Source organism: Qipengyuania rhodophyticola, from assembly GCF_042493225.1.
GTDB lineage: Bacteria > Pseudomonadota > Alphaproteobacteria > Sphingomonadales > Sphingomonadaceae > Erythrobacter.
In genome coordinates this window covers 1316687-1339793 of record NZ_CP170454.1, presented here as the reverse complement: position 1 = coordinate 1339793, position 23107 = coordinate 1316687, and the positions used below count along the sequence as shown (strand labels likewise).

At 55.6% G+C, this 23107-nt stretch carries 21 protein-coding genes and 2 tRNA genes; 13 read left to right on the top strand and 10 right to left on the bottom strand.

The window, feature by feature from the left end:
* Positions 1-115 precede the first annotated feature (115 nt).
* The 4 genes from ACFCXQ_RS06365 to ACFCXQ_RS06350 form a co-directional block, all read right to left on the bottom strand.
* Entirely contained in the window at positions 116-532 is a 417-nt protein-coding gene (locus ACFCXQ_RS06365) for a hypothetical protein (RefSeq protein ID WP_379554149.1), read from the bottom strand.
* A 4-nt stretch (positions 533-536) separates the two neighbouring features.
* Positions 537-2138: an RHS repeat-associated core domain-containing protein gene (locus ACFCXQ_RS06360; RefSeq protein ID WP_379554147.1), complete on the bottom strand. Its 1602-nt coding sequence runs from the start codon at positions 2136-2138 to the stop codon at positions 537-539.
* 93 nt (positions 2139-2231) lie between these two features.
* Positions 2232-4874, bottom strand: a complete 2643-nt coding sequence (locus ACFCXQ_RS06355) for a hypothetical protein (protein WP_379554145.1) — start codon at positions 4872-4874, stop codon at positions 2232-2234.
* Between the two features lie 68 nt (positions 4875-4942).
* Positions 4943-5605 (bottom strand): tyrosine-type recombinase/integrase, encoded by a 663-nt coding sequence (locus tag ACFCXQ_RS06350; RefSeq protein WP_379554143.1) that lies wholly within the window; start codon positions 5603-5605, stop codon positions 4943-4945.
* Between the two features lie 161 nt (positions 5606-5766).
* On the opposite strand from ACFCXQ_RS06350, the gene ACFCXQ_RS06345 reads away from it, so the two are divergent.
* From ACFCXQ_RS06345 to ACFCXQ_RS06335, 3 genes are read left to right on the top strand one after another with little or no spacing between them, the layout of a single operon-like run.
* Positions 5767-6060: a DUF3489 domain-containing protein gene (locus tag ACFCXQ_RS06345; protein ID WP_379554573.1), complete on the top strand. Its 294-nt coding sequence runs from the start codon at positions 5767-5769 to the stop codon at positions 6058-6060.
* Positions 6057-6503: a DUF2924 domain-containing protein gene (locus ACFCXQ_RS06340; protein WP_379554141.1), complete on the top strand. Its 447-nt coding sequence runs from the start codon at positions 6057-6059 to the stop codon at positions 6501-6503. The genes ACFCXQ_RS06345 and ACFCXQ_RS06340 overlap by 4 nt, the downstream gene beginning before the upstream one ends.
* Positions 6496-8073, top strand: a complete 1578-nt coding sequence (locus tag ACFCXQ_RS06335; RefSeq protein ID WP_379554139.1) for a recombinase family protein — start codon at positions 6496-6498, stop codon at positions 8071-8073. Before ACFCXQ_RS06340 ends, ACFCXQ_RS06335 begins: the two co-directional genes overlap by 8 nt.
* A gap of 204 nt (positions 8074-8277) precedes the next feature.
* Here ACFCXQ_RS06335 and ACFCXQ_RS06330 read toward each other — a convergent pair.
* A tRNA-Thr gene (locus tag ACFCXQ_RS06330) sits at positions 8278-8353 on the bottom strand.
* A 59-nt stretch (positions 8354-8412) separates the two neighbouring features.
* Positions 8413-8486, bottom strand: a tRNA-Cys gene (locus tag ACFCXQ_RS06325).
* Between the two features lie 144 nt (positions 8487-8630).
* Here ACFCXQ_RS06325 and ACFCXQ_RS06320 point away from each other — a divergent pair.
* Positions 8631-9410: a thioesterase family protein gene (locus ACFCXQ_RS06320; protein ID WP_379554137.1), complete on the top strand. Its 780-nt coding sequence runs from the start codon at positions 8631-8633 to the stop codon at positions 9408-9410.
* Between the two features lie 48 nt (positions 9411-9458).
* Here ACFCXQ_RS06320 and ACFCXQ_RS06315 read toward each other — a convergent pair whose 3' ends face one another.
* The 3 genes from ACFCXQ_RS06315 to ACFCXQ_RS06305 all read right to left on the bottom strand — a co-directional run bounded on the left by ACFCXQ_RS06315 (position 9459) and on the right by ACFCXQ_RS06305 (position 12341).
* Positions 9459-10256: a crotonase/enoyl-CoA hydratase family protein gene (locus ACFCXQ_RS06315; RefSeq protein ID WP_379554135.1), complete on the bottom strand. Its 798-nt coding sequence runs from the start codon at positions 10254-10256 to the stop codon at positions 9459-9461.
* Between the two features lie 18 nt (positions 10257-10274).
* Positions 10275-11030 carry a winged helix-turn-helix domain-containing protein gene (locus ACFCXQ_RS06310; protein ID WP_379554133.1) on the bottom strand — a complete coding sequence of 252 codons (756 nt, stop codon included), beginning with the start codon at positions 11028-11030 and terminating at the stop codon, positions 10275-10277.
* Positions 11031-11162: 132 nt separating this feature from the next.
* Entirely contained in the window at positions 11163-12341 is a 1179-nt protein-coding gene (locus ACFCXQ_RS06305; protein ID WP_379554131.1) for an LL-diaminopimelate aminotransferase, read from the bottom strand.
* A 140-nt stretch (positions 12342-12481) separates the two neighbouring features.
* Between ACFCXQ_RS06305 and ACFCXQ_RS06300 the strand changes: the two genes are divergently transcribed.
* The 7 genes from ACFCXQ_RS06300 (at position 12482) to ACFCXQ_RS06270 (ending at position 19534) form a co-directional block, all read left to right on the top strand.
* The gene (locus ACFCXQ_RS06300; RefSeq protein WP_379554129.1) at positions 12482-14428 is read left to right on the top strand and encodes a PHA/PHB synthase family protein; all 1947 of its coding nucleotides are present in this window, start codon (positions 12482-12484) and stop codon (positions 14426-14428) included.
* A gap of 108 nt (positions 14429-14536) precedes the next feature.
* Positions 14537-15361: a phasin family protein gene (locus tag ACFCXQ_RS06295; protein WP_379554127.1), complete on the top strand. Its 825-nt coding sequence runs from the start codon at positions 14537-14539 to the stop codon at positions 15359-15361.
* 222 nt (positions 15362-15583) lie between these two features.
* Positions 15584-16024, top strand: coding sequence for an ATP-dependent Clp protease adapter ClpS (clpS, locus tag ACFCXQ_RS06290; RefSeq protein ID WP_379554126.1), 441 nt, complete (start codon positions 15584-15586; stop codon positions 16022-16024).
* 28 nt (positions 16025-16052) lie between these two features.
* Positions 16053-16559 carry a DUF427 domain-containing protein gene (locus tag ACFCXQ_RS06285; protein ID WP_379554124.1) on the top strand — a complete coding sequence of 169 codons (507 nt, stop codon included), beginning with the start codon at positions 16053-16055 and terminating at the stop codon, positions 16557-16559.
* A gap of 123 nt (positions 16560-16682) precedes the next feature.
* Entirely contained in the window at positions 16683-17912 is a 1230-nt protein-coding gene (locus tag ACFCXQ_RS06280; protein ID WP_379554122.1) for an LptF/LptG family permease, read from the top strand.
* A 16-nt stretch (positions 17913-17928) separates the two neighbouring features.
* The gene (gene lptG, locus ACFCXQ_RS06275) at positions 17929-19026 is read left to right on the top strand and encodes an LPS export ABC transporter permease LptG (RefSeq protein WP_379554120.1); all 1098 of its coding nucleotides are present in this window, start codon (positions 17929-17931) and stop codon (positions 19024-19026) included.
* 7 nt (positions 19027-19033) lie between these two features.
* Complete coding sequence (locus ACFCXQ_RS06270) at positions 19034-19534, top strand: GNAT family N-acetyltransferase (protein ID WP_379554118.1); 501 nt, start codon at positions 19034-19036, stop codon at positions 19532-19534.
* Positions 19535-19552: 18 nt separating this feature from the next.
* On the opposite strand, the gene ACFCXQ_RS06265 is transcribed toward ACFCXQ_RS06270, so the two are convergent.
* Positions 19553-20650 carry a fatty acid desaturase family protein gene (locus ACFCXQ_RS06265; RefSeq protein ID WP_379554116.1) on the bottom strand — a complete coding sequence of 366 codons (1098 nt, stop codon included), beginning with the start codon at positions 20648-20650 and terminating at the stop codon, positions 19553-19555.
* A gap of 143 nt (positions 20651-20793) precedes the next feature.
* Between ACFCXQ_RS06265 and ACFCXQ_RS06260 the strand changes: the two genes are divergently transcribed.
* Positions 20794-21951, top strand: a complete 1158-nt coding sequence (locus tag ACFCXQ_RS06260) for an N-acetyltransferase (protein WP_379554114.1) — start codon at positions 20794-20796, stop codon at positions 21949-21951.
* Between the two features lie 341 nt (positions 21952-22292).
* On the top strand, positions 22293-23090 hold the full coding sequence (locus ACFCXQ_RS06255; RefSeq protein WP_379554112.1) for a response regulator: 798 nt from the start codon (positions 22293-22295) through the stop codon (positions 23088-23090).
* Positions 23091-23107: the final 17 nt, after the last annotated feature.

The window sequence follows — 23107 nt, the reverse complement described above, 5'->3', positions numbered from 1 at the left end:
ACCCAGAACTGGACATGCCTCACTCTAAGCGCAAGTCGGACCGCTCTCGAGGGCGCAGGTTGGTGCAGGAGAATTATTCACAGAAGACAAGCGCAAAGCACCAAATACAGGAACCTCAGCAGGTTGTCTTGATAAATTCTCGGATTTCGAAGTCATCCAGGTTCTCATCCGTAGAAAATACCGCAGACAGTCTTAGCTCGGATCCACCCTGCTCGACGAGTATTGTCAAACCGCCCTTTCCACCTCGATAAGGCAAAAATTCAATTCCTTCCGAGTGCTGCCACGGAACAAGGCGTGGCCACACATGCACAAAGGGCTTTGCACCTCGCTTCGTCACAAGCTCATACTCTGTGTACAAAACTTCATCGTTAAGCGAAATCGAGAACTGGTCGATTTTCATGGTAACCGGTACTGCGTCGGAAGCAACGTAACATCCCATAAGTGTTTCTTCATCGGCAGGGCTTGGAGTTTCTCCTCCACAGCTCGACACTACGGCTGAAGCGGCAATCAAGAGAGTTAGGTTTTTCATCATCAAGTTACTCTGACGGTGCTTTGCAGTTCGAAATTCTGGTTTCTGAGTGACCTATGAAAGCTGCACCCCCAATCTTCCAATTTTTCGGATTCAGCGGGTTTTTGTTCAAGTTTAAATTAACGCCGCGGGAACTGGCTCCAGTTGAAGTTCTTGTACTGTTGAACCCAATATCTCCGATAGGTGTTGTAACGCCAAAAGAGGCGGAATCTGCATAACCGCTTGAGAAATCTGAAAGAGAACCTTTGAATTTCTCGCCTGTTGCCGAGAGTCCGCCAATCGCTCCAAAGCCAATCAAGACCGTTGCAAACTCGCCAGAAAATCCTGTGCTACTATCCTTCCAAAAGCCCGTTACTCCACCTAGGCCCAATCCACCACCCGATATGCCCCAGGTGGTGATAGTCGCATCAGGGTCGCTCAGAGTCCGCGCAAGAGCGCAAAAATCTTGTCCCTCTCCGCTTCCTTCCCCCTCTGGCGTCAACCCAGCGCCATTGCCACCGCTACCACTGCCTAATGGACCACTACCGCCACCGCCGAAGCTGCCTCCGCCGCCACCAAGAGTGCCTGCGCCACTGCCACAACCACTGTAGTCTGTATCAACGAGCTTTGCCAAAGGTTCCTCTGGCGGCCCAGAATAATAGTATATCGCACACAACCCAGTCGGGTCGACCGCATTCGTCGGATTGTTGCCCACGTACGCATACACGTTGGGCCCATCGGCGTAGCCGATGGGGTCGGTTTGCATAAAGCGGCCCAGGGATGGCGAGTACATGCGGGCCTTGTAATAGTAGAGGCCGATTTCAGGGATATAGACTTGGCCGGTGTAGCCAAAGCGGTCGGGCGAGTTGGTGCCGTGGACGCCGTACTCGTCATAGCCATGGATTTCCACATTGTTGCCATTCATGTCGACACTCATCACCACCGAGCCAAGCCGGTCACGATGGAAGATGCGCGCATTGGAATACGCGACCGAGCTACCAGCGTAAGTCGCAACCGGATCATCGCCAGCGGAGAGGCCGTGGACATGGCGCTTGGTAAGCGTGCCGCTAGAGTTGTACTCCGCAATCAGATCATTGCCGTCATAAGTGAAGTAGTATGTACCAGATCCCGGCTTGTTGGAGGTAACCCGATAGAGCCGCCCCAGAGGATCGTAGAAGAGATTAGTTGCGTAGATTCCTCCCTCAACGACACCGACCAAACGATTTTCGACGTCATAAATGTAAGTACTGGTCCCGTCCGAGGTCAGATTGCCATTGGCGTCATAAGTGAGGTTGGCCCCGCTGAGATTGGTGTATTGGTTGAGGCCGTTATCGGTGTAGGTCTTCTCAATGGTGCTCGATGGATGACCATCCCAGACATGAGCCTGATTGTTCTTGGTCTCATTTCTGATCTCATTGGCAGGATTAAACGTCCAGGAATGGATCAAATCGGTGGACGTCCCATATTTTGTGATGTCGTGACGGTCCACTCGGCCTGCTGCATCGGTTCGCCATTCTGATCGGAACGTGTTTGAGCCGTGATAATATGATGGAACGCGGCCTCCGCCTGCCGCAGTGCTATAGACGGTCGACCGAAGCAGATAAGCGCTATCGCGCTGTATAGTGATCAACCGATTGGTGTTGTCATAGCCATAGGTGAAGAGCTGATTGTCTGGATGCTTGATTGAGATCCTGCGGCTGGCGGCGTCATACGCAGAACTAACCTAGCGGCTCGTTCCGCTCGTCGTATCAAGGGTCCAATTCAGTCGGCCGCGCCCATCATAGGCATTTGTGACACCAACGCCGCCAGTGCCATTGAAGCGCGCGAGCGTCAGATTGCCTAGCTGATCATAGCGATAGGCCACATCGCGTGTATGCGTGGATGATAGCCCGCTGCGTGATGGCACCGTTTTGTACGTGACACGGTTTAGATTGTCATAGGTGTAGCTGATCGTCTCACCCCGGCGCGTACGGTGGGTGAGGATATTGCCCGCCGCATCGTAAGTGACGGTTTCTTGATCGCTAGCATTGGATTGGCCGATGCTGGTCTTGTGCGGATAGCGGATAGCGTTGACCCGGTCGAAGCCATCAACATAATAGGTGGTCTTCTTGCCGCCCGCATCGAGCAAGGTAGCGAGGGTGCCGTTGGCTCTGTAAGTGCTCTTGCCCGTGCGCTGTGCGAGCGATGTGCCAACACCCGACCAGACTTCGGTCACACGGTCGGCAGCATCATAGTAGGTTCGTGATATACGATCCTCGCCAAAGCTGCCTGCGGTCATCGGCGTGCAGGCGCTGACGGGCAGAGTCGTGGCTGTAGACGGCGCATTCATGCGGACAGCCGTGCATTCGAGGCAACCAGCATCATCATAGCTATACTGTGTGATTGAGTACTGCGTGCTCGTGCCGGGCAAGACCTGTGACGACGTCTTGGCCCTTCCAAAGGCATCATAGCTGGTGCGATATTCCTGATAGGGTGCAAAGGCATTCCATGCAGCTGTCGATGTGCCCGTCACCGTGCCGCTTTCGGTCTTGGTCACCTGGCCATCAGCATTATAGGTCGTGCGGCTTGCGAGGCGTGGCAGCGAGCCTGAGCCATCGGGATCAGCGCTGATCGTGCCAATGCGCTGACCAGCATCATCGTAGACGAAGGTGGTTGTATCGGTAGTTCCAGAGATCGGACCATCAACTGTCAGGACGTTGCCCAGCTTATCATAGGTAAAGTCCGTAAAACTATTCAGCGTTCCATTGCCGGCCCGGTGGTTCACCCTTCTTAGATCCAGATTGGGTGCCGCGTTGTTGTCGTAGGTATATATCGTCAGGCTCTCATTAGCAGAGCCTGTGCAAATATTGGCCGTCCGACACGCCCTGGTGGACGTCAGCTTCAGGATCGGATCTGCAAATTGCACCAATGTACCTGAGGCATTCTTCGCCTTCGCCCAAAGGTTGCCGTAGCCAAACCGCCTCCGCGATCTGATGCCGCTGCTATCAGCTGGTAGTTGAACGTCGGTCAGCACGCCATACGTTGAGTGCCAGGTGTAATTGGTCACCTTGCCGCGCGCATCGGTCGTGCTGGTGGGTAGATTACAGGTAATCGGGTTGGAGCAGGTCACCGCATAGTTTGCGCTAGTGACAATATCGGCAAGGCCTGACCCAGGCTTTGCCTTGCGCCGTACCTCAGTGGTATTGCCGCGCGCATCATAGCTATATTCTGTGCGATCGCCCTCTGGCATAATCGCATCGGTTAGACGGCCATCACCATCATACTGATATTGCATGGTCTGATTGAGGCCATTGGTGTCGGTCAGGATAACGCCAAGCGAGGTATTGCTCACCGTCGTGCGCTGACGGCCTTCCATATCATTGGTGGTTGCCGTGAGCTGATTGCCCGATGCTGACCAACTATAGGTACGCGTCTGGCTGCCCTGATGCGTGACCGAGGAGACGCGCGAGTCAGAGCCGTAATTCACCACTACGCCGTCAATGGTTTCTCCAGCGCGCTTTACTCTGGTCAGTTGGTCGGCACTATTGGTTCTGTAGCGCGCTTGGCGGCCCAATACATCGGTCACGGTTTCAAGTGTGTCACTGCCCGAGGTGCTCTCAGCATAGGTCAGGTTGGGCCAAGTATTTGCAAAGTTGCAAGTGTTAGCCATGGGACCACAATACTCGGTCGCATTATTTAGCGCGGTGACCTTGGTTATCCGGTACCAAGCGTTAGAGCTCTGATTGGGATCGTTCTGCGCGTAGTGGAACTTCAGCTGATACCCGGCATTGTTAGTAACCGATGCTAGCCTGATCACATTGACCGAGTAGCTTCCCCCAAAGGGATGCGAGATGAAGTAGGTATCAGTCTTATAGTGAAGCGTGGTCTTCTGCCCGGTAGGGGCAGTGATGTCGGTCGCTACTGCTGCTGCGCTGCGGTAGTAACTTGCGCCGTTCATGATGGTCCGGTTGAAGGTAATCTGCGTGCCGCCGGATCCAGTAAACATAAATGTGCTGGAGGTCTCGGTGAGAGTGGAACTACTGCCCTGATCATTCTGCCAAACGCCGCCAACCTTGGTGAAGGTCAGCGCTGAACCGCCAAGCGTAACGGTGGCAGTGTTGCCGGCCAGTTCAACCGTCATCAGATAATTGTGACGCCAACCATTACCAACCCGGTAGCGCATATGCTGGAGCCCATTCTCACCGCCAATCGCAACCGATGAGCCTGGAACAACAATTTCGCCAGAAGTTAGATCAACCCCGTTCTCATCTAATGGCTGCCTAATTGGCGCAGGATCAAGTACGGTGCTCTGCGCTGCGGCCTGCGTAGCGGTCAGACCGAGAGGAAGAAGAGCAGCGGAGAGGAGGAGCTTGCGTCGGGTTTGCATCGATGGTTCCCCTGAAGATAATCTAAATGCACAAATGGAGAGCGTGAACGCTCAGGTGGCTGCTCGCGCTATTCTCGTGCCCGTCTGCGCCACTGCTTTTTCTGCCACATGCCCGCGGCCTGCTCGGCATAAGCACACAGGACAGCCGGACGCTCACCAAGGGCCATCTCAATCTTGGAATGACCAAGCAAGATCTGGATTGCCCGGATGTTCCCTGTGGCTTTGTAGATGATCGAGGCTTTGGTTCGGCGCAGCGAGTGGGTGCCGAACTCCTCTGGTCGCAGGCCGATGGCCGCAACCCACTCATCAAAAAGCCGAGCGTATTGTCGCGTGCTCAAGTGGCGAGCGGGATCAACTCGGCTCGGAAAAACAAAGTCCTCGACGTCACCACCTCTGAGCTCCAGCCAGGCGAAAAGACTTGAACGCGCGTCTGCCGCAATCTCGAACTGGACAGGTCGTCCGGTCTTGCGCTGCGTAATAGTCGCTCGCGTTCTAATTTTGGGACCACTAACCAGATCGCCGATCTTCAACTCGACGAGATCACAACCTCGCAGCTTGCTATCAATTGCCAGGTCAAACAGCGCGCGATCTCGAATGCGCTCCTCGCGATCAAGGAAGAATCGGATCGCCCAGATCTGCTTTTGATTGAATGGACGCTTGGGGCCAATCTTCGCTCCAAAGTTCCAAGGTACCCTGTTCTGCGCAGCGGGATCGAAGTGTGAGTACGTCATTGCTATTCTCCTTGGCCGGAATGGCCTGGGAGAATGTCTGCTTTCGGGCGCTAAGATCTCGAATGGCAACGTCTTGGATTGGGGCGCATTTCTGTCATTCAGACTGGACTAGTGCGAAGATGTGAGCATTGCTGCTAAGGACATTGTCGCCGCTTGAGCTGATGGGCTCGGCGGCTTGGGTCAGTACAGCGCTGGATTTCCTGGCGCTTCACTGGAGACCCAAGATGACGACAATCAAGAAGACCAAGCGCAGAACCAAATCCGCGATGATCGCTCGCATGCTTAACCGAGCGAAGGGCGCAACTCTGACCGAAATCCAGCGAGCGACTGGCTGGAAGCCACATAGCTGCCGAGCCTTCTTGAGCGGCGTCAGAAAGCAAGGCTCGGTGCTCGTAAAAGAAGTGCGACCTGACGGGAGTATTACATACAAAATCACATCCAAGGCACACTCATGATTGGCCTGACCGTCGACGAACTTGCAACGATGCCGCCCGCGGAGCTGCGCGCTGCGTGGCGCGAGCATTTCCGAAGCCTAGCACCGCCGATCGGCCCGGCGCTGTTGCGGAGGGGTCTAGCCTGGAAGATCCAGTCACGGGCTCATGGCGGGCTGCCCAGTTCTACAGCAAAGGCAATAGGCAAAGCCGCCAAGCTTCTTGAAAAGACTGGCTCAGTTACACTGGATCGACATCTCGCCATCAAGGTCGGCACGCGGCTGGTGCGCGAATGGCAAGGAAAGACCTATCACGTGCTCGTCTTGGATGATGGCTTCGAGCATGACGGGCGCCGCTATACCAGCCTGTCGCAAATAGCGCGGGCCATAACTGGAGCGCATTGGTCCGGTCCACGCTTCTTTGGGCTGCGACGAGCTACCTCCAAGAAGGCTCTTACCGATGGCTGAGGCGAAACGCTGCGCGATCTACACGCGCAAGTCCACCGAGGAGGGGTTGGATCAGGACTTTAACAGCCTTGATGCTCAACGAGAGGCTTGCAGCGCCTATATTTTGAGCCAGGCAGCAGGGGGCTGGGCCGAGGTGGGCGAGCGCTATGATGATGGCGGTTGGTCGGGCGGCACTATGGAGCGCCCCGCCCTTACCCAGCTGCTCGCCGACATTGAAGCAGGCAAGGTCGATATCATCGTTGTCTACAAGGTCGATCGCCTCACTCGCAGCCTGGCAGACTTCGCCAAGATCGTTGAGATCCTGGATGAGCGTGAAACTTCCTTTGTGAGCGTCACCCAGGCGTTCAATACGACTAACTCAATGGGAAGGCTGACACTGAATGTTCTGCTGAGCTTTGCGCAGTTTGAACGCGAGGTCACCAGCGAACGGATCCGCGACAAGATCGCAGCCTCCAAGAAGAAGGGCATGTGGATGGGCGGGCCGGTCCCGCTGGGTTATAGCCTTAAAGATCGCACGCTGGTCATTGAACCTGAAGAAGCTGAGACGATCCATCTTATCTTTGACAGCTATTGCGACGTTTGCTCGGTTCAATGCGTGGTCGATAAGCTCAATGGTAGGGGGATACTCACCAAGAAGCGCACTTACAAAGATGACCGGCAGGTTGGCGGCAAACCGTTCGCGAGGGGTATGTTAGCCTCGATCCTTCAGAACCCGATCTACACAGGCCGAGTGAGACATAAGGGAGAGGTATATCCCGGTCAGCATAAAGCGATCATCTCGCAAGAGCAGTTTGAGCAAGTGCAGACGATCCTGAAAGAGAACGGCCGCGACCAGCGACTTGGCAGAAAGGCGAAAAACCCAAGCCTTCTTGCAGGAATACTCCTCGATCCAGATGGACGCCCTATGACGCCGAGACACACTGCGAAGAACTCCAAGCGCTATCGCTACTATGTAACCCGCTTTGGCACGGATGAGAAACGTGGTCAGCCTTGGAGCGTTCCGGCTGGCGATCTGGAGAGAGCCGGCATACGCCTCACGGCAGAATGGCTTCTAAGGAACAGTAGTGACAGCGCTGAAGCGATCGCCTTGCGGCAAGAACTAGCAGCCAACATCGAGCAGATGCCGACAACAGAGCAAAGGGCGGTGCTGCTCCAGCATGAACTCACGTTCCAATTGCAGGCAGAGAAGCTTGTCCTGAGCACAGAAGATGGATCGCTTAGCAGCGTCCTTCCAGCCAGGCTTATCTGGCGCGGCGCAGAGAAGAAACTTCAACTGCCGCCAAGCGAGCATACCGATCAGGCTACATCTGATCCCGTGCTGCTCAAACTGATAGCTCAAGCGCATGCCGCTCAGCGGATGGTACTTGCTGGCTCAGATGAACCGACAGTGGCAAGTTACAGCAAACGCCATCTTTGGCAGCTCCTCAGAATCAGCTGGCTCGCGCCGGACATAACGACTGCAATTGTTAAAGGGCGGCATCCAGTTGGTCTGACAGGTCGCAGGTTGTTGCGCGCATCAGCGCTGCCGCTCGACTGGGCAGAGCAGCGCACTTTCCTCGGCTTTAGCTGAGAAAACCCCTCAAAACTCAAGTGCAACTGGTGCCGCCAATAGGGCCCTTAGAGATAACCGGCCAGATTGCGCCAGTTCGGAAACGCCAGAACGGTCTCTGTTAGCAAAGAGCTGTGATATAGCTACTCCAAACCACTGATATATCGATATAAATAAGCAGAAAAGAGCCACGAAGTGGTGCCAGTGCGAGTTCTTATGACTCCATGGTGCCGCTTAGAGGACTCGAACCTCTGACCCCATCATTACGAATGATGTGCTCTACCACCTGAGCTAAAGCGGCACTTGGGTCAGCCGTCCCATCGTGGGATAGGCTTAAGATTGCGCCAAGCGCCTGAAATGTGGAGGCCCGAGCCGGAATCGAACCGGCGTACACGGATTTGCAATCCGCTGCGTCACCACTCCGCCATCGGGCCGAATGCTCACATGCGAACGAGTGCATGCAAGATGCGGCGCCCTAGCGAACCTCATCGCGGATGGCAATCGCAATAGCGCACCTTTCACCTCACCTTCCTTAACGTCAATCTGGACGAGGCCCATAAGCGCGGTATGACGGCCCAATGTCTATTGCTCAATTGATCGATCCGATCGGCCCGCAAGAGGGCCCGGCGCATCTGCCAACCCATGGCGACTGGCTGCAGGGCCGCACGCTTTATGGCGGCGCATCGGCGCTGCTCGCCTATACTACGGCAGTGCGTGCCTTTCCTGATTTGCCGCCACTACGCGCTGCGCAAATCGCCTTTGTCGCGCCTACCGGACCCGATATTGAAGTCCGGCGCGAAATTGTCCGTCAGGGCCGCAATGTCGCTCACGTCCGCAGCGAGATTTGGTGCGAGGGAAAGTGCGCGACAACCGCCTTCTTCATTTTCGGGACACAGCGCGAGCCCAATGCTGTCCATGCGGCGGCACCGGTGGAAGAATGGCCTGGGAGCCCAGACGAGACAGAGACGCTCAATACGCACAAAGCGCCGACTTTCCTCAAGACCAATTTTGAGATCAAGCGCGCCCAAGAGACCCGCGGCCCAGGCGATCCAGTCGTGCGGCGCTGGGCTAGGTTGCAGCAACCCACTGGGCTTGATCCTATAAGTGAGCTGATTCTACTGGGCGATGTTTTGCCGCCTGGCGCGATGCGGGCGATGCAACGTCAAGGACCGATCAGCTCGATCAATTGGTCCTTCAATGTCCTAGACCCAAACCCGCGCACGCAGGATGGCTGGTGGCTGACACAAAACGCCAGCCAACATGCCGATCAAGGCTATTCAAGCGAGCGCTTGCGGCTCTGGAATACCGATGGGCAGCAAGTGGTGGAAGGTTTGCAGAGCGTGGCGGTGTTTGGGTAATTCTCACTAAAATGGCCGAGCCACCCGCTCGGCTTCTAGACTACAAACTTAAACGTCGACGAAATTGGCCGCACGCTTCTGCATGCCAGCCATAACCGCTTCGACCTGATTGGGTCGCCGCATGACTTTCTCTTGCTCGACGCTTTCCGCCATCAAAATAGCGTCTGTGCCCTCATCAAACATCACGTCCATCAAGCGCTTGGCCCCGCGCATCGCCTCTGGATTGCGGTTCGCGATCACCTCAGCCAATTCCATGGCCTTGGACAATGGATCAGCATCGATATGGGTCGCAAGACCGAACTGATGTGCTTCCTCGCCTGAGAATTCGCGATTGGTGTAAATCAGCTCGCGCAGGATATCATCCCGCACGAGACCCCGCCACAAGGCATAGCCGCCCATGTCAGGCACTAGCCCCCATTTCATTTCCATGATCGCCATCCGCGCATCCGGCGTAACAATACGAATGTCAGCGCCGCTCGCAATTTGCAGTCCGCCGCCAAAGCAGACACCCTGCACCGCCGCGATTACTGGGACGGGGCACTTTCGCCATGTCATGGCGACTTCTTGAAACTTGTTAGAGTTGCCAAAAGTGCGATCAACCAGCGAGCCATTGCCGCCGCCTTCCGCTCCCAAGCTGGTAATATCGAGCCCGGCACAGAAGGACCGCCCATCGCCTGACAAGACAACGGCGCGCACCCCCTTCATATGCTGCAATTCCTCACCTGCCTCGATGATCGCATCAAACATCGCCGGATCGAGCGCGTTCATTTTGTCCGCGCGGGTCAGGCGGACATGCGCCACGCCATTGTCTGCAAGTTCAATCGAAACCCGGTCTGGATTTGGCATAGACACCTCTTTGCTCGCTTATTTCTCTTCACTTTCACAGTCGCTGCTCGGCGCTCCGGTGTCCAGAGATTCTTGGATGGGCGGCGACTCCATGGCTTGGCCAAAAAAAGGAAACACGCCTTCATCAGGTGGCCCGCCCAGTCGGTATCCACCATCTGGATCGGTCTCCACCAGCCAAGCGACCTTGGAAACCGCCAGTTTGGCCCGCAATCGTGAGACATGCACTTCAACCGAGTTCGTTTCTGGCACATGGTCGAGCCGCCAGACTTTGCGCAGCAACTCCTCGCGTGAAACGCGCGTATGGGGCGATTCAGACAAATGCCACAGCAATTCAAACTCGCGCGGATGAAGGCCAAGCCACCTGCCATCTGTGCGCCCATCGCGGTGAAACAAGTCAAGCTCGACCGGACCTGCCATGCGCAAGCGCGGCAGAGCGCTGACCGCGTTCATCATCCGATTAAGACGTGCCCTCACTTCAACCACGGCGGTGTTGGTGGGCATGGCCTCGCCGAGACTGGCAGCCATCATCGCAGCACGTTCCTCAGGCGAATCCACCCCGATGGCAGCGCAAATCTCCGGACTTTCGAGCGATTGCCAATCTGTGCTGCATGATGTCGCCCGGCAATCTATAAGACGCGGGATCCTGTCAGTGGGGCCGCCTCTGGCGAGCTCGTCAGCGCGCGGCGCGTGATGCATCGTCCAGCCAAGCAAACCTAAATCCCATCTGCCCGGGGGTGCATGATCGCGGGAAATCCAGAAAAATTGCGGTGTCAAACCGTCACGCTCCATCGATGCGTTACAATAGACAACTCACAACAACCCCTATTTGCTCCCCAGACGCATTTTATTCGCCATCGCACGCGCGTGCTTGCCTTGGTATTTCGCGCTGGCGGGCAAGGTCCGGACTCACCTCGCGTCCAAAAAGCGTTTTACATTACGCGCTGCCTGACGCAGCCTTTGTTCATTCTCGACCATAGCAATTCGAACGAAGCCCTCACCCTCTTCGCCATAGCCAACCCCCGGTGCCACAGCGACCTCGGCCTTTTCGAGCAATTGCTTGGAAAATTCCAGACTGCCCATCTCTTTAAATGCCTCTGGCAAAGGCGCCCAGGCAAACATCGATGCTGGCGGCGGCGGGATATCCCATCCGGCGCGGCCAAATGCCTCAACCATTACATCGCGGCGTTTCTGATAGCGCTGGCGGTTTTCCTCCACCACATCCTGCGGGCCATTGAGCGCGGCACAAGCCGCCGCCTGGATTGGCGTAAACGCGCCATAGTCGAGGTATGACTTAACCCGCGTCAAAGCCGAGATCAGCTCCCTATTGCCCACTGCAAAACCCATCCGCCACCCGGCCATGGAATAGGTTTTCGACATAGAGGTAAATTCAACCGCCACGTCTTTTGCGCCCTTGGCCTGCATGATTGACGGAGTTGGTTTGCCGTCAAAATAGAGCTCTGAATAGGCAAGGTCTGACAAGAGCCAGACTTTGTTCTCTTTGGCCCAATCGACAATGCGCTGGTAAAATTCAGCATCCACCACCTCGGCGGTTGGGTTGGATGGATAATTCAGCACCAGCATGGTTGGGCGCGGCACGGTGAACGACATCGCGTTCTCGAGAGCCTGCCAATAGCGCGCATCAGGTGTTGTCGGCACAGAGCGGATCGTTGCGCCTGCAATGATAAAGCCGAATGTGTGAATAGGATAAGACGGGCTTGGCGCGAGGATCACATCCCCCGGCGCAGTAACCGCCGTGGCCATGCTCGCCAGCCCTTCTTTAGAGCCCATGGTGACCACAACTTCGCTATCGGGGTCCAGCTCCACACCGAAACGATTGGCATAATAACTCGCTTGTGCGCGGCGCAGACCAGGAATGCCCTTGGACTGCGAATAACCATGCGCGGTCGGCTTGGCGGCCACCTCGCACAGCTTGTCGATAACATGCTGGGGCGGCGGCTGATCAGGATTACCCATGCCGAGATCAATAATATCGCGCCCATCGCGCCGAGCCGCGTGCCGCATCGCATTGACCTCTGCGATCACATATGGCGGCAGGCGTTTCATACGATAGAATGTCTCGGGCACTTAGCTTCGCTCCACAAACTTGTTGTTGCTTGTATCCTAGATGACGTATTCATATGCCATGCGCAATCGGCTGGCACACGCAATCGTCTGTATTATCTAGGACAGCGTGAACACTTGCTTTGCCGCCGACAGGAGCCATGATGAGCAAAAACGATAAAGATATGCCGGAAAATGCCGATCTTATGTCGGCTCTGATGAGCGGGCCGGGCAAGCTGGCAGAGACGATGTTTGCGCCATTTGCAGGTGCCGCTGCGCAGGGTTCAAACCCGCCGCTCCCCAGTCTGAGCCCGGAAGATATGCAGCATTGGGCCAAGGTTGCGACTCAGCTCCAAGGCATGTGGATGCAGTTCCAGATGGAGCAGGCAGGCAAGGCTGGTCAAAAGCTTGCCCAGCCGGGCAAGATGCCCTCGCCTATGCTCCAGCCGCAAGACTGGCAGGAAATGAGCGAGACTTGGTTCCAGCAAATGCCTTGGGCCAATCCGGCCTGGCAAAAGCAGCTTTTGGAAGACGGCCTCAACCTGTGGAAGGATGTGCTTGGCCAATTCGGCATGGTGCCGGGCAGCGCGGAAGCGAAGAGTGAAGACGAGCAGGGCATCGCGCTGCCGCTTAGGGATCGCCGCTTTGCGGACCCCAAATGGAGCGCTCACCCTGTCGCTGCGCTCGTACACCAGACATATCTATTCCTGTCGCAGCGGCTCGATCAGCTGGCCGATGAGATGACGGGCCTCTCCAAGCCTCAGAAAGATCAACTACGCTTCCTCACCAAGACAATCACCGAAGCAGCCAGCCCGGCGAATTTCGCGGCGGCTAACCCGGTCGTGCTCCAGCGCACACTGGAAAGCCGCGGCGAGAATCTCGTCAAAGGCATGGAGCATTTGCTCGCCGATCTCAAAGAAGGTCAGCTCACTCATACCGACAGGAGTGCGTTCAAGCTCGGCGAGAATATCGCGACCACACCGGGCAAGGTAGTTCATGAGACCGATCTATTTCAGCTGATCCAATACAGTCCGACCACAGACAAAGTGATGGAAACGCCGCTGGTGATCTTCCCGCCGTGGATCAACCGCTTCTACATTCTCGACCTCAATGCCAAGAAGAGCTTCGTCAAATGGGCTGTTGACCAAGGCATTACAGTCTTCATGGTCAGCTGGAGATCCGCAGATAGCAGCATGAAAGATGTCATCTGGGACGATTATGTTCGCGGCCAGATCGAGGCGATTGATCACATTCGCGAGCGGCTGAAAGTGCCAAGTGTCCACGCAATCGGATATTGCGTGGCAGGCACCACTCTGGCGGCAACGCTTTCGCTGCTGAAACGGCGCGGCGAGGATGATAAGGTCAAAAGCGCAACCTTCTTCACTGCACAGATCGACTTCAAAAAAGCGGGCGAGCTGCTCAATTTCATTGATGATCAGCAATTAGCCACGATCAAAGCGCTCTCAAGCGATGGATATCTTGATGGGCGCTATATGGCGGCGGCCTTCAACATGCTGCGCAGTAAAGATCTGATCTGGAACTATGTCGTCAACAATTACATGTTGGGCGAGGATTATCCGGCTTTCGACCTGCTGCATTGGAACGGCGACGTCACCAATCTGCCAGCCAAATGGCATCAGGATTATCTGCGCGATCTGTATCGCGACAATCGACTAGTGCAGGCGGATAGTCTCTCGGTTGACAATACCCCGATTGATGTCGGGATCGTTGATGTGCCCACATATGTTCAGGCCGGACGCGAGGACCACATCGCTCCAGCGCAAAGCGTATGGAAGATAACGGAGCACTTCAAAGGACCAATCCGGTTTTTGCTGGCGGGCTCGGGCCATATTGCTGGCGTTGTGAACCCACCAAGCTCGGGCAAATACCAATATTGGATCAATGAGGGCGCTATCGAGAATGGGGTGAAATCACTTGATGAGTTCGTCGCAGGCGCCACTGAACATCCCGGAAGCTGGTGGCCAGATTGGCTAGCCTGGTTGAATGAGCAGGACCCCAAACAAATCGCTCCAAAAGGCAAAAGAAAGCCTGGTAGCAAGGGTGATAAAGTGATCGAGGATGCACCGGGTCGCTATGTGATGACCCGCTAACACTCTGAATATAAATAATTTTGCCGATTTTTGTGCACTGCACAAAAAATGCTTGACTTCGCAGTTGCAATGCGTATTTTGTGCATCGCAACATAAATGAGGTTTACCATGGCTACTACGCCCAGCAAAATTGATGCAGCTGCTGAGAAAGCATTCGCTGAAGCCGCTGAAAAACAAGCCGCCGAAGCTGCGAAGCCGCAAGTAAGCGCGAAGACCGCTGAAACAGCTCCTGCCAAAGCAGCGCCAGCCAAGAAGGCTGCCGCGAAAAAAGTGGCAAAGAAGAAGCCTGCCGCGAAGAAGGTCGTTTCAAAAAAGACTGCTGCGAAGAAAGCTCCGGCCAAGAAAGCCGTGACCCGCAAGGTTGCTGCGAAAAAGGCGCCGGCAAAAACCGTTTCCAAGAAGACCGCTGCCAAAAAGGCTGCACCGAAGAAGGCCGCGAAGAAAGCGATCGCTTCGAACACTGACACAATCAACAAGCTGAAGGACACCATCATGGCCAAAGCGAACACCAACGACATCACCAAGACCGTCAAAGAAGTTTCTGCCGACGTACAGAGCCGCGCGAAAGCCGCTTTTGAGAAGACCGGCGAAATCGCTTCTGACGTAACTGAGTTCAACAAGGGCAACGTTGAAGCACTCGTCGAATCAGGCAAGATCCTCGCTGCTGGCGTTCAGGACATGGGCCGCGCTGCAATCGAAGACGGCAAAGCTGCTGCTGAAACCGTCACTGCGGACGTGAAGAAGGTTGCTGCTGTTAAGTCACCTACCGAGCTGTTCCAGCTGCAAGGCGAAATCGCTCGCCGCAACTTCGACACAGCAATTGCTCAGACTTCGAAGAACGCTGAAGCAATGATGAAGCTCGCAGGCGAAGTTTTTGCACCGATCTCAAGCCGCGCAAGTGTTGCTGCTGAGAAATTCTCAAAGGCTGCATAAGTTCATTTTAGTTTACTGTCCCGGGGCCTTTCTCCTCTCTCCCAAGCCTCGAGACAAGAAAGAAGCGGGTCGAATGGCGTATACGCTGTTCGGCCCGTTTTCTTTGCGGCTGCCTCTGATGTGAGTGGCCGCCAAAAAAACGGCCTATTTACCCTAAAAGATACATCAAGACGTCACGTTTGGCTTGCGAAGCGCCAAAGCCATACGATATTACAGGACACAATGACCAAGCTGACTGTATCTTCACAAAGACACTCGCTCTCGCTGACACCAGACGAACTGCCATTGATTATCTCCTCAGATGATTACGGTAGTGCGGGTAATGACGGCGCTGGCGACGATTCCAATGATGATGGCGGCGATACCGAGGGCGAAATCGGTGTAGCCACCAAAACCATGGCCAAGCCCAAAAAGCCGAGCCAGTATAAAGTGCTGCTGCTCAATGACGATTACACACCAATGGAATTCGTTGTGATGGTGCTGAAGCGCTTTTTCAAAATGGATTTGGAAGAGGCGACGCGGGTCATGCTCCACGTCCACCAGAAGGGCGTCGGCGTTTGCGGTATCTTTCCATATGAAGTGGCCGAAACCAAGGTCAATCAAGTGATGGACTTTGCCAAGCAGAACCAGCACCCGCTGCAATGCACGCTCGAAAAGGCATGAGCGGAAAAAGCGTAAAGGCCCGGATCGCGTGAGCGTCCTCCCGCGCCCTCAGCCAGACCCAGTTGGCGAGGGACAAGAAAGCGTGTGGAACTACCCTCGGCCCGCCATTGCAGAGCCAACGACGCGCCACATCGTCATCCGGCATAAGGGTGTGGTACTCGCAAACACTAAGGCCGCCTATCGCACGCTGGAGACGAGCCACCCGCCGACATACTACATCCCGCCAGCGGACATCGCGATGAAGCACTTTTCATCCAACCCGCGCCGCTCACTGTGCGAATGGAAAGGTCAGGCAAGCTACTTTGATGTGACAGTTGGCGGCGATCAGATTCAGGCTGCCGCATGGTCATATACCAACCCCACGAGCAGCTTTCATCCCGTGGCGGGCTATCTAGCGTTCTATTGCGAGCCGTTTGATGAAGTCCTGGTCGACGGCGAGCAAGTGACGCCGCAACCTGGCGATTTCTACGGCGGATGGATCACCAGCCGCGAGGTCGGCCCGTTCAAAGGGATCCCTGGCAGCCGGTTCTGGTAAAGCACTGAGGTGGGCGCTTTGCGGCCTCCCATTCGCCATACGGCGGGAAATACATGACCGATACAGATTTTCCCGCTAGGGCGGTCTCGTCAAAGCAATTTCGCAGCACAGGCCCCGCACAGCGTGTTCAATTTCATCCCCAGCATTGATCGCTACATTTTCAAGCTTGTAGTCTTGCCAATGCTGGGCGTGTTCGCACTGGCCGCGTCTCTGCTACTGCTCGACAAGATGCTACGACTGTTCGATTTTGTGGCGGTGGAAGGCGGGCCCATTGGCGTCGTTTTCAAAATGCTTGGCGCGCTAATCCCCGAATATGCGAGCCTCGCCATCCCGCTCGGATTGCTCCTCGGCATTCTGCTGGCCTTCCGTAAGCTTGCCACCTCAAGCGAGCTCGATGTCTTCCGCGCGGTAGGCCTCGGCTATGGGCGGATGCTGCGCGTGCCTTACATCATTACCGCTGTGCTGATGGCGGTGAATATCGCTCTGGTCTTCTATATCCAACCGATCAGCCGGTATTATTACGAGCAGCTGGAATATGACCTGCGTTCAGGTGCGCTGGGCGCTTCGATTAAGGTTGGTGAGTTCACCACGCTGGCGGATCGGATGGCGCTGCGCATTGATGAAAGCGAGAATGAGGGCCGCGATCTGAAAGGCATTTTTGCTCGCGTGGCCAATTCCAAGGGGCAAGTGCTCTCCATCTCGGCACGCGAGGGTTCGTTCCTCGCCACCAAAGATAGCCCCGACACCATCATCCTGCGCCTGAATGAGGGCACGATTGTTCAGGACACGGGCAGCCAGACGCCGCGTGTGCTCACCTTCACCCGCCATGACCTACCTATAGATCTGCCCGCAATTGAGGAATTTCGCGGCCGCGGTGATGCGGAGCGCGAATATATCCTGCCCGAATTGCTGAGTATCGGTTGGAACGCGGACGAGACCGAAGCAAAACGCGACGCGAGCCAAGCCAGCTTCAATTTCCGACTGGTTGAGGTGGTGATGATGGCGCTGATGCCGCTGCTCGCGGTGGCGCTGGCGATACCGCCCAAACGATCGACCAGCGCCTTGGGTGTCTTCGTCTCTATTGTATTGGTGGTCTCCTATCACAAGGTCAATCAATATGGCGAAGATGTCGCCGCACTGGGCCGGGTCGATCCATTCATCGCGTTATGGGGGCCATTTGTTCTCTTTGCTGCGCTGATCTTGTGGATGTATTACCGCGTTGCCTTTGTGCCAGGCGGTCAAGCAATTGGCGCGCTGGAAGTTTGGTTTGCGAAGGCTTCCAAAGCGGTGACCCGTCTGTTCCGCCGTACGCGCAAATCGCGTGCAGACATGGTTGCATCGCCAGCGGAATAGGCGATAGACCAGACCCATGCAGCTTGATTTCTTTCCCTCGCGGACGCTGACAATCTATCTCGCGAAGATGTTCATCACTCGCATTTTTGCGGTTCTGGTGATGCTTGTGCTTGTGCTGATGATGCTTGATCTGCTTTCCACCAGCGGTGAAATCCTTGCTGTTGAAGGCAATGGGCAGGGCGAGCTTTGGACCTATGCCAGCCTGCGTATCCCGCAGCTTATGGCGCGTTTTCTGCCATACTCGGTCTTGCTCGCAACGCTCATCACACTGGTCGCACTCAACCAAAACAGCGAAGTGGTGGCAATGAAGGCCGCTGGCCTCTCTGCGCATCAAGTGCTCGCACCCTTGGTGCTTACAGCCACGGCAGTGGCGGTGCTAAGCTTTGCCTTTAACGAGCGGGTTGTCACCAGAGCGACTGCAACGCTGAAGGCGTGGGAAGCAACCGAATATGGACTCATCCCTCCGGAATCTGGCGCGGCGGCTAATATCTTTGTGACCGATGGCCTTAATGTCCTGACGGCAGGCGCATTGTCCGGCGACGGAGAAGATCTGATCCTGACCAATGTCACCTGGTATCAAAGAAGCGCCGAGGGCATGATTGTGGAGCAAATTAGAGCCCCGCGTGCAAGCTATGCTGATCCGGGATGGAAGCTGGAGACGCCGCGCCGTTTCGAAGTGCAAAGCGCGGGCACGAAAGTGCTTGATGAGCTAGTGGTAGGCGAAAACCTCGCTCCAGACCAAGTCAATCTGACGAAGGTTGATCCCGATGCGCTCGACTTTTTCAGCCTCTATGGCTGGATCCAAAAATACGAAGAAATTGGCCGGCGTACCGCAGAAATGCGGGCAAAGTGGTGGCACAAACTGGCTGGGCCTCTGTCTGCGATATTGATGCCGCTCCTCGGCGCCATCGCGGCCTTCGGCCTTGCCCGTTCAGGCCAGCTGTTCGTGCGCGCAATCATCGGCATGGCGCTGGGCTTTGCTTATTTCGTGGTCGATAACGCCGCGCTCGCCATGGGCAGTTTTGGCGGATATCCACCTTTCCTTGCGGCTTGGGCACCCTTTCTGCTGTTCTTCCTGATTGGCGAAACCGTGCTCATCCGTACCGAAGAATGAGCGCGAATTGACCGATTGGAATATCCGCCTTGCGCGGCCAGAGGACGCGGAGCATATACCCGCAATCGAAGCAGCCGCGGCTCGCCTCTTTGCAGATATTGCCGGCCTTAAAGACATGGATCCCGAGGATCTGTGCACCGTCGATCAACTGACGAAATTCATATCGAAGGGCCACTGTCTGGTCGCCCAGATAGACGACAAAGTGATTGGTTTCCTGGCGAGCCAACCCTTCTCTCGAGAGCTCCATATCTGGGAGATGGACGTTGCACCGGAGCATCAGCGGCAGGGGATTGGCGCTGCCCTGATCCGGGCGTGTCAGATCGACGCGCGCAACTCAGGATTCTCTGCACTCACTTTGACGACATTTCGCGATGTGCCGTGGAACGCCCCCTTTTACAGCCAGCTCGGCTTCTCAGAAATTGCCAATATTGAAACTTACCCGCGCCTCGAACAGGTGCTGACGAGCGAGCAGGAAAGCGAGCTGCCCGCAGACCGGCGCTGCGCATGATCTGCTTTTTGAGTTAGTTCAGCGCCTGGCGCCGCCGCCCATCGTGCTGCGCGCGATCCGCGCGACCAGTGGCAACATTCCGGGATGATTAGCGCCTTGATAAGTCGATTCCCCGCCCAGTTCTGCATTCAACCGTCGGTGTGCTTCGGGCAGTGAGTGATAGGGAATGGACGGCATCAAATGATGCAGCGCGTGATAGCGCAGACCAACTGGCGCCCAAATCTCTGCAATGAAACCTGGGGGAGGGACATTCACACTGTCGAGGAATTGCGCGGTAACAGTCATCGCCTCGCCTTCATTTTCCCAGAGGTGCGCGACGAGTGTGCGTAGCTGGTTGAGAACCGCAGTGAGCGACAGAATCGCCATCGCGATCAGCAGCGGCCGCCAACCGAACACTTGCGTACTCGCCACAAGCGCAATCGCCCAGACCGAACCGAGCGCTTCTTGCCACAGCACGCGCCCGCGTAATTTGTCGGTGGGCGCAGCGCGGCGAAATTCAGGATTGATCGCCAGCGATGAAAAACGCTGCCATACGAGCGTGCGCAGCGGCGGTATAATCAAGCCAAGCGGAACGAGCACTGCAAAACGCACAATAAGCGCAATCGGCAGGAGCATGGCAACGAGCACAAAAGCAGGCAGGCTCCATGGCTTCATCAGCGCAAGCGGCAGATACTCGGGGTCGGCAATCGTGCCATATTGCGTGCGTTTGTGATGAAGCGTGTGCACACCTTCGTACATGAAAGACGGGGTGAGCATTGGCACGCCGACGAGCAAATTCCACCCAAGCCGAAAGCCAGGCAGCGCATCGCGGTGAATGTGCGACAGCTCGTGAATAAACATCAACGCGCGGTAAAATGCGAGCGCCGAAATCAGCCCAAAAAACAGCGCTAGTGGCAGGCTGGAGACTGCCATCGCGCCGACCAGTCCGGCATAGCCAAGCCCGGCAGAGATCAGCATATCCGGCCAGAAGATGCGCCCACGCGCCTCAGCCAAATCCTTAGTCAGATCACGCGCCGCGCGCAGCATATCCTTGTCATCTGCTATTTGCGCGTGCCAACCGCCCGCCATGCTAGCGGCGTCCTTGGGTATAGGGGAGATGTCAGATTGCAGGTTCATTTCATGTGTTCCGGCCCTGCTCTTACCGCATAATACAGCCCCATGACAAACAAGTCTTGTTGGCAAGAGTGATCGACTGACTTGCTTGAAAGGGGCAATTGGCCCCACACAGGCGCTTCAACCCCACGATTTGGACAATTCATGTGAGCAGTGCCGAGATAATCATCACTCCCGTCAACGACAAGAAGGGCCGCTCCGCCTTTGTTGATCTGGGGCGCAAATTTGCAGCGCAAACGCCGCATTCCGTACCGCAGCTTAAATCAGAGCAGATGGAGCTCATCAATCCAGACAAGAATCCGTTCTTTGGTCATGCACATGTCGAATTGTTCATTGCCTATCGCGGCGGTGAGGCGGTCGGGCGCATCTCCGCCCATATCGATAAACTCGCGCTTGAGCTGCCCGAGGAGCAGGGCTTTGGCCCTGGCACTGGCATGTTTGGATATTTCGATGCAGCGGATGAAGCGGTAGCCCAGGCTCTGCTGGCCCATGCTGAAGAAGCGTTGCGCAAACAACGAATGACGCGCGTGCTGGGGCCCATATCCTTGTCGATCTGGGAAGAACCGGGCCTGCTGGTAAAGGGCGCGGACCATCCGCCAATGATCATGATGGGCCACCACCCGGAGCATTATCGCGCGTGGATTGAAGCGGCGGGTTATGCGCATGAGAAATCCCTTTTCACCTACGATTTAGAAGTGAAGCATGAGTTCCCGCCGCTGATCCAGCGCATAGTCAAATCTGGCCACCGGAACGAGCGCATTCGCATCCGTCCGATCGATCTCAAAAACTGGGATGAAGAGGTCAAAACCGTCCTCACCATTTTAAACGATGCGTGGTCCAGCAATTGGGGCTTTGTGCCCTTTACTCCCGACGAGATTGCCTATGCTGGCAAGAAACTGAAGCAAATCATCCATCCAGAGATCAACATGCTCGCAGAGCTCGATGGAGAGCCTGTTGCCTTCATGATGACTCTGCCCGACATCAATCACATGCTGACCAAGGTAAAGGGCAAGCTTCTGCCGTTCGGCTGGTTTCATTTACTGCGCTGGCTCAAATATCCGAAAGGCTCCGGAATGCGTGTGCCGCTCATGGGCGTGCGCAAAGAGCTGCACAACTCACGCGTCGCCAGCCAGCTTGCGTTTATGATGATAAGCCAAATCCGTAAGGACGCTTATGAGCAGTTTCACTCACAGCGCGCCGAGATTGGCTGGATTCTGGATGATAACAAGGGGATGGTCGCCATCGCCGATGCCATCAACAGCAAGGTCAATAAGGAATATGCCATATTTGCCAAAGCGCTTTGACTAGCCGACTATGAATTACGGCAAATAGCGGGCCACGATGAAAAAAGGCCTCCGCTCTGTTTCAGAACGAAGGCCTTGGGATCATATCACTCGCCGATAGGACGGGAGGGGGTGTCTCGACGGTGATACTAAATGAATGCACTCCTTCGAAAAGGGTTCCTGAAGAATCAGGTTTTTTCGCATTTTTTCTTCAGCAGCTCGTGAAACATGCGTAAACTCCTTGGGAGAGCGAGCTGTAAAAGACCTTGTGGTGCAAGAGTTTTGCCGCGACCATCTTGTGCTGCGCCGATATAGTACCGAGATACAGCTATAGAATGTGAATAGGGGCGAGTGATAAGCGAATGTCTTTCAGCGAACGCTTAAAAAGAGAACTACCTTTGCTGCGTAGGTATGCCCGCGCGCTGACCGGCTCGCAGGATCGTGGAGATGCTCTGGTGCGATCAGTGCTAGTGCGCGCTACGGAGAACAGTAAGTACAAAGAGGAAATCGCGAGCAGCAAGCCAGCGCTATTTTCCGCCTTCACCCGGATGTTCACCCAGCAGATCGAGACGAAAAGTGCTCCAGGTCCCGCTGCTGGCTCTCTGGAGAAGAAAGCTGGAGAGCGTCTTGCGAAGATAGCCCCGACTAGTCGGCAGGCATTGCTGCTGACGACACTTGAGAATTTCAGTATTCAGGAAACAGCGACTATACTCGGTATCAGCCGGGAAGAGGTCGAGAAGCAAGTCCAGGCAGCCGTCGATGAGATCGATAGAGAGACTAAGACAAGCGTGCTGATTATCGAGGATGAACCTCTGATCGCCATGCAACTTGAGGATCTGATCCGCTCACTCGGCCATGAAGTATGCGGCACGGCGGCGACACGTGATCAGGCGCGCGAAGTGATAGGCCAGAGCTCTCCGGGACTTGTGCTGGCAGATATCCAGCTAGCGGATGGCTCTTCCGGGCTTGATGCGGTTGATGATATTTTGGCAATGATGAACGTGCCGGTGATCTTCATCACAGCATTCCCTGAGCGGCTGCTTACTGGTGATCGGCGTGAGCCGACCTATCTCATCACCAAGCCGTTCAAGGAACGAACAGTTAGGGCGGCGGTCAGTCAGGCACTGTTTTTCCAGTCGAGCGCGCCGCTTCCTCACTGACCTTCTGGCCATCAAGC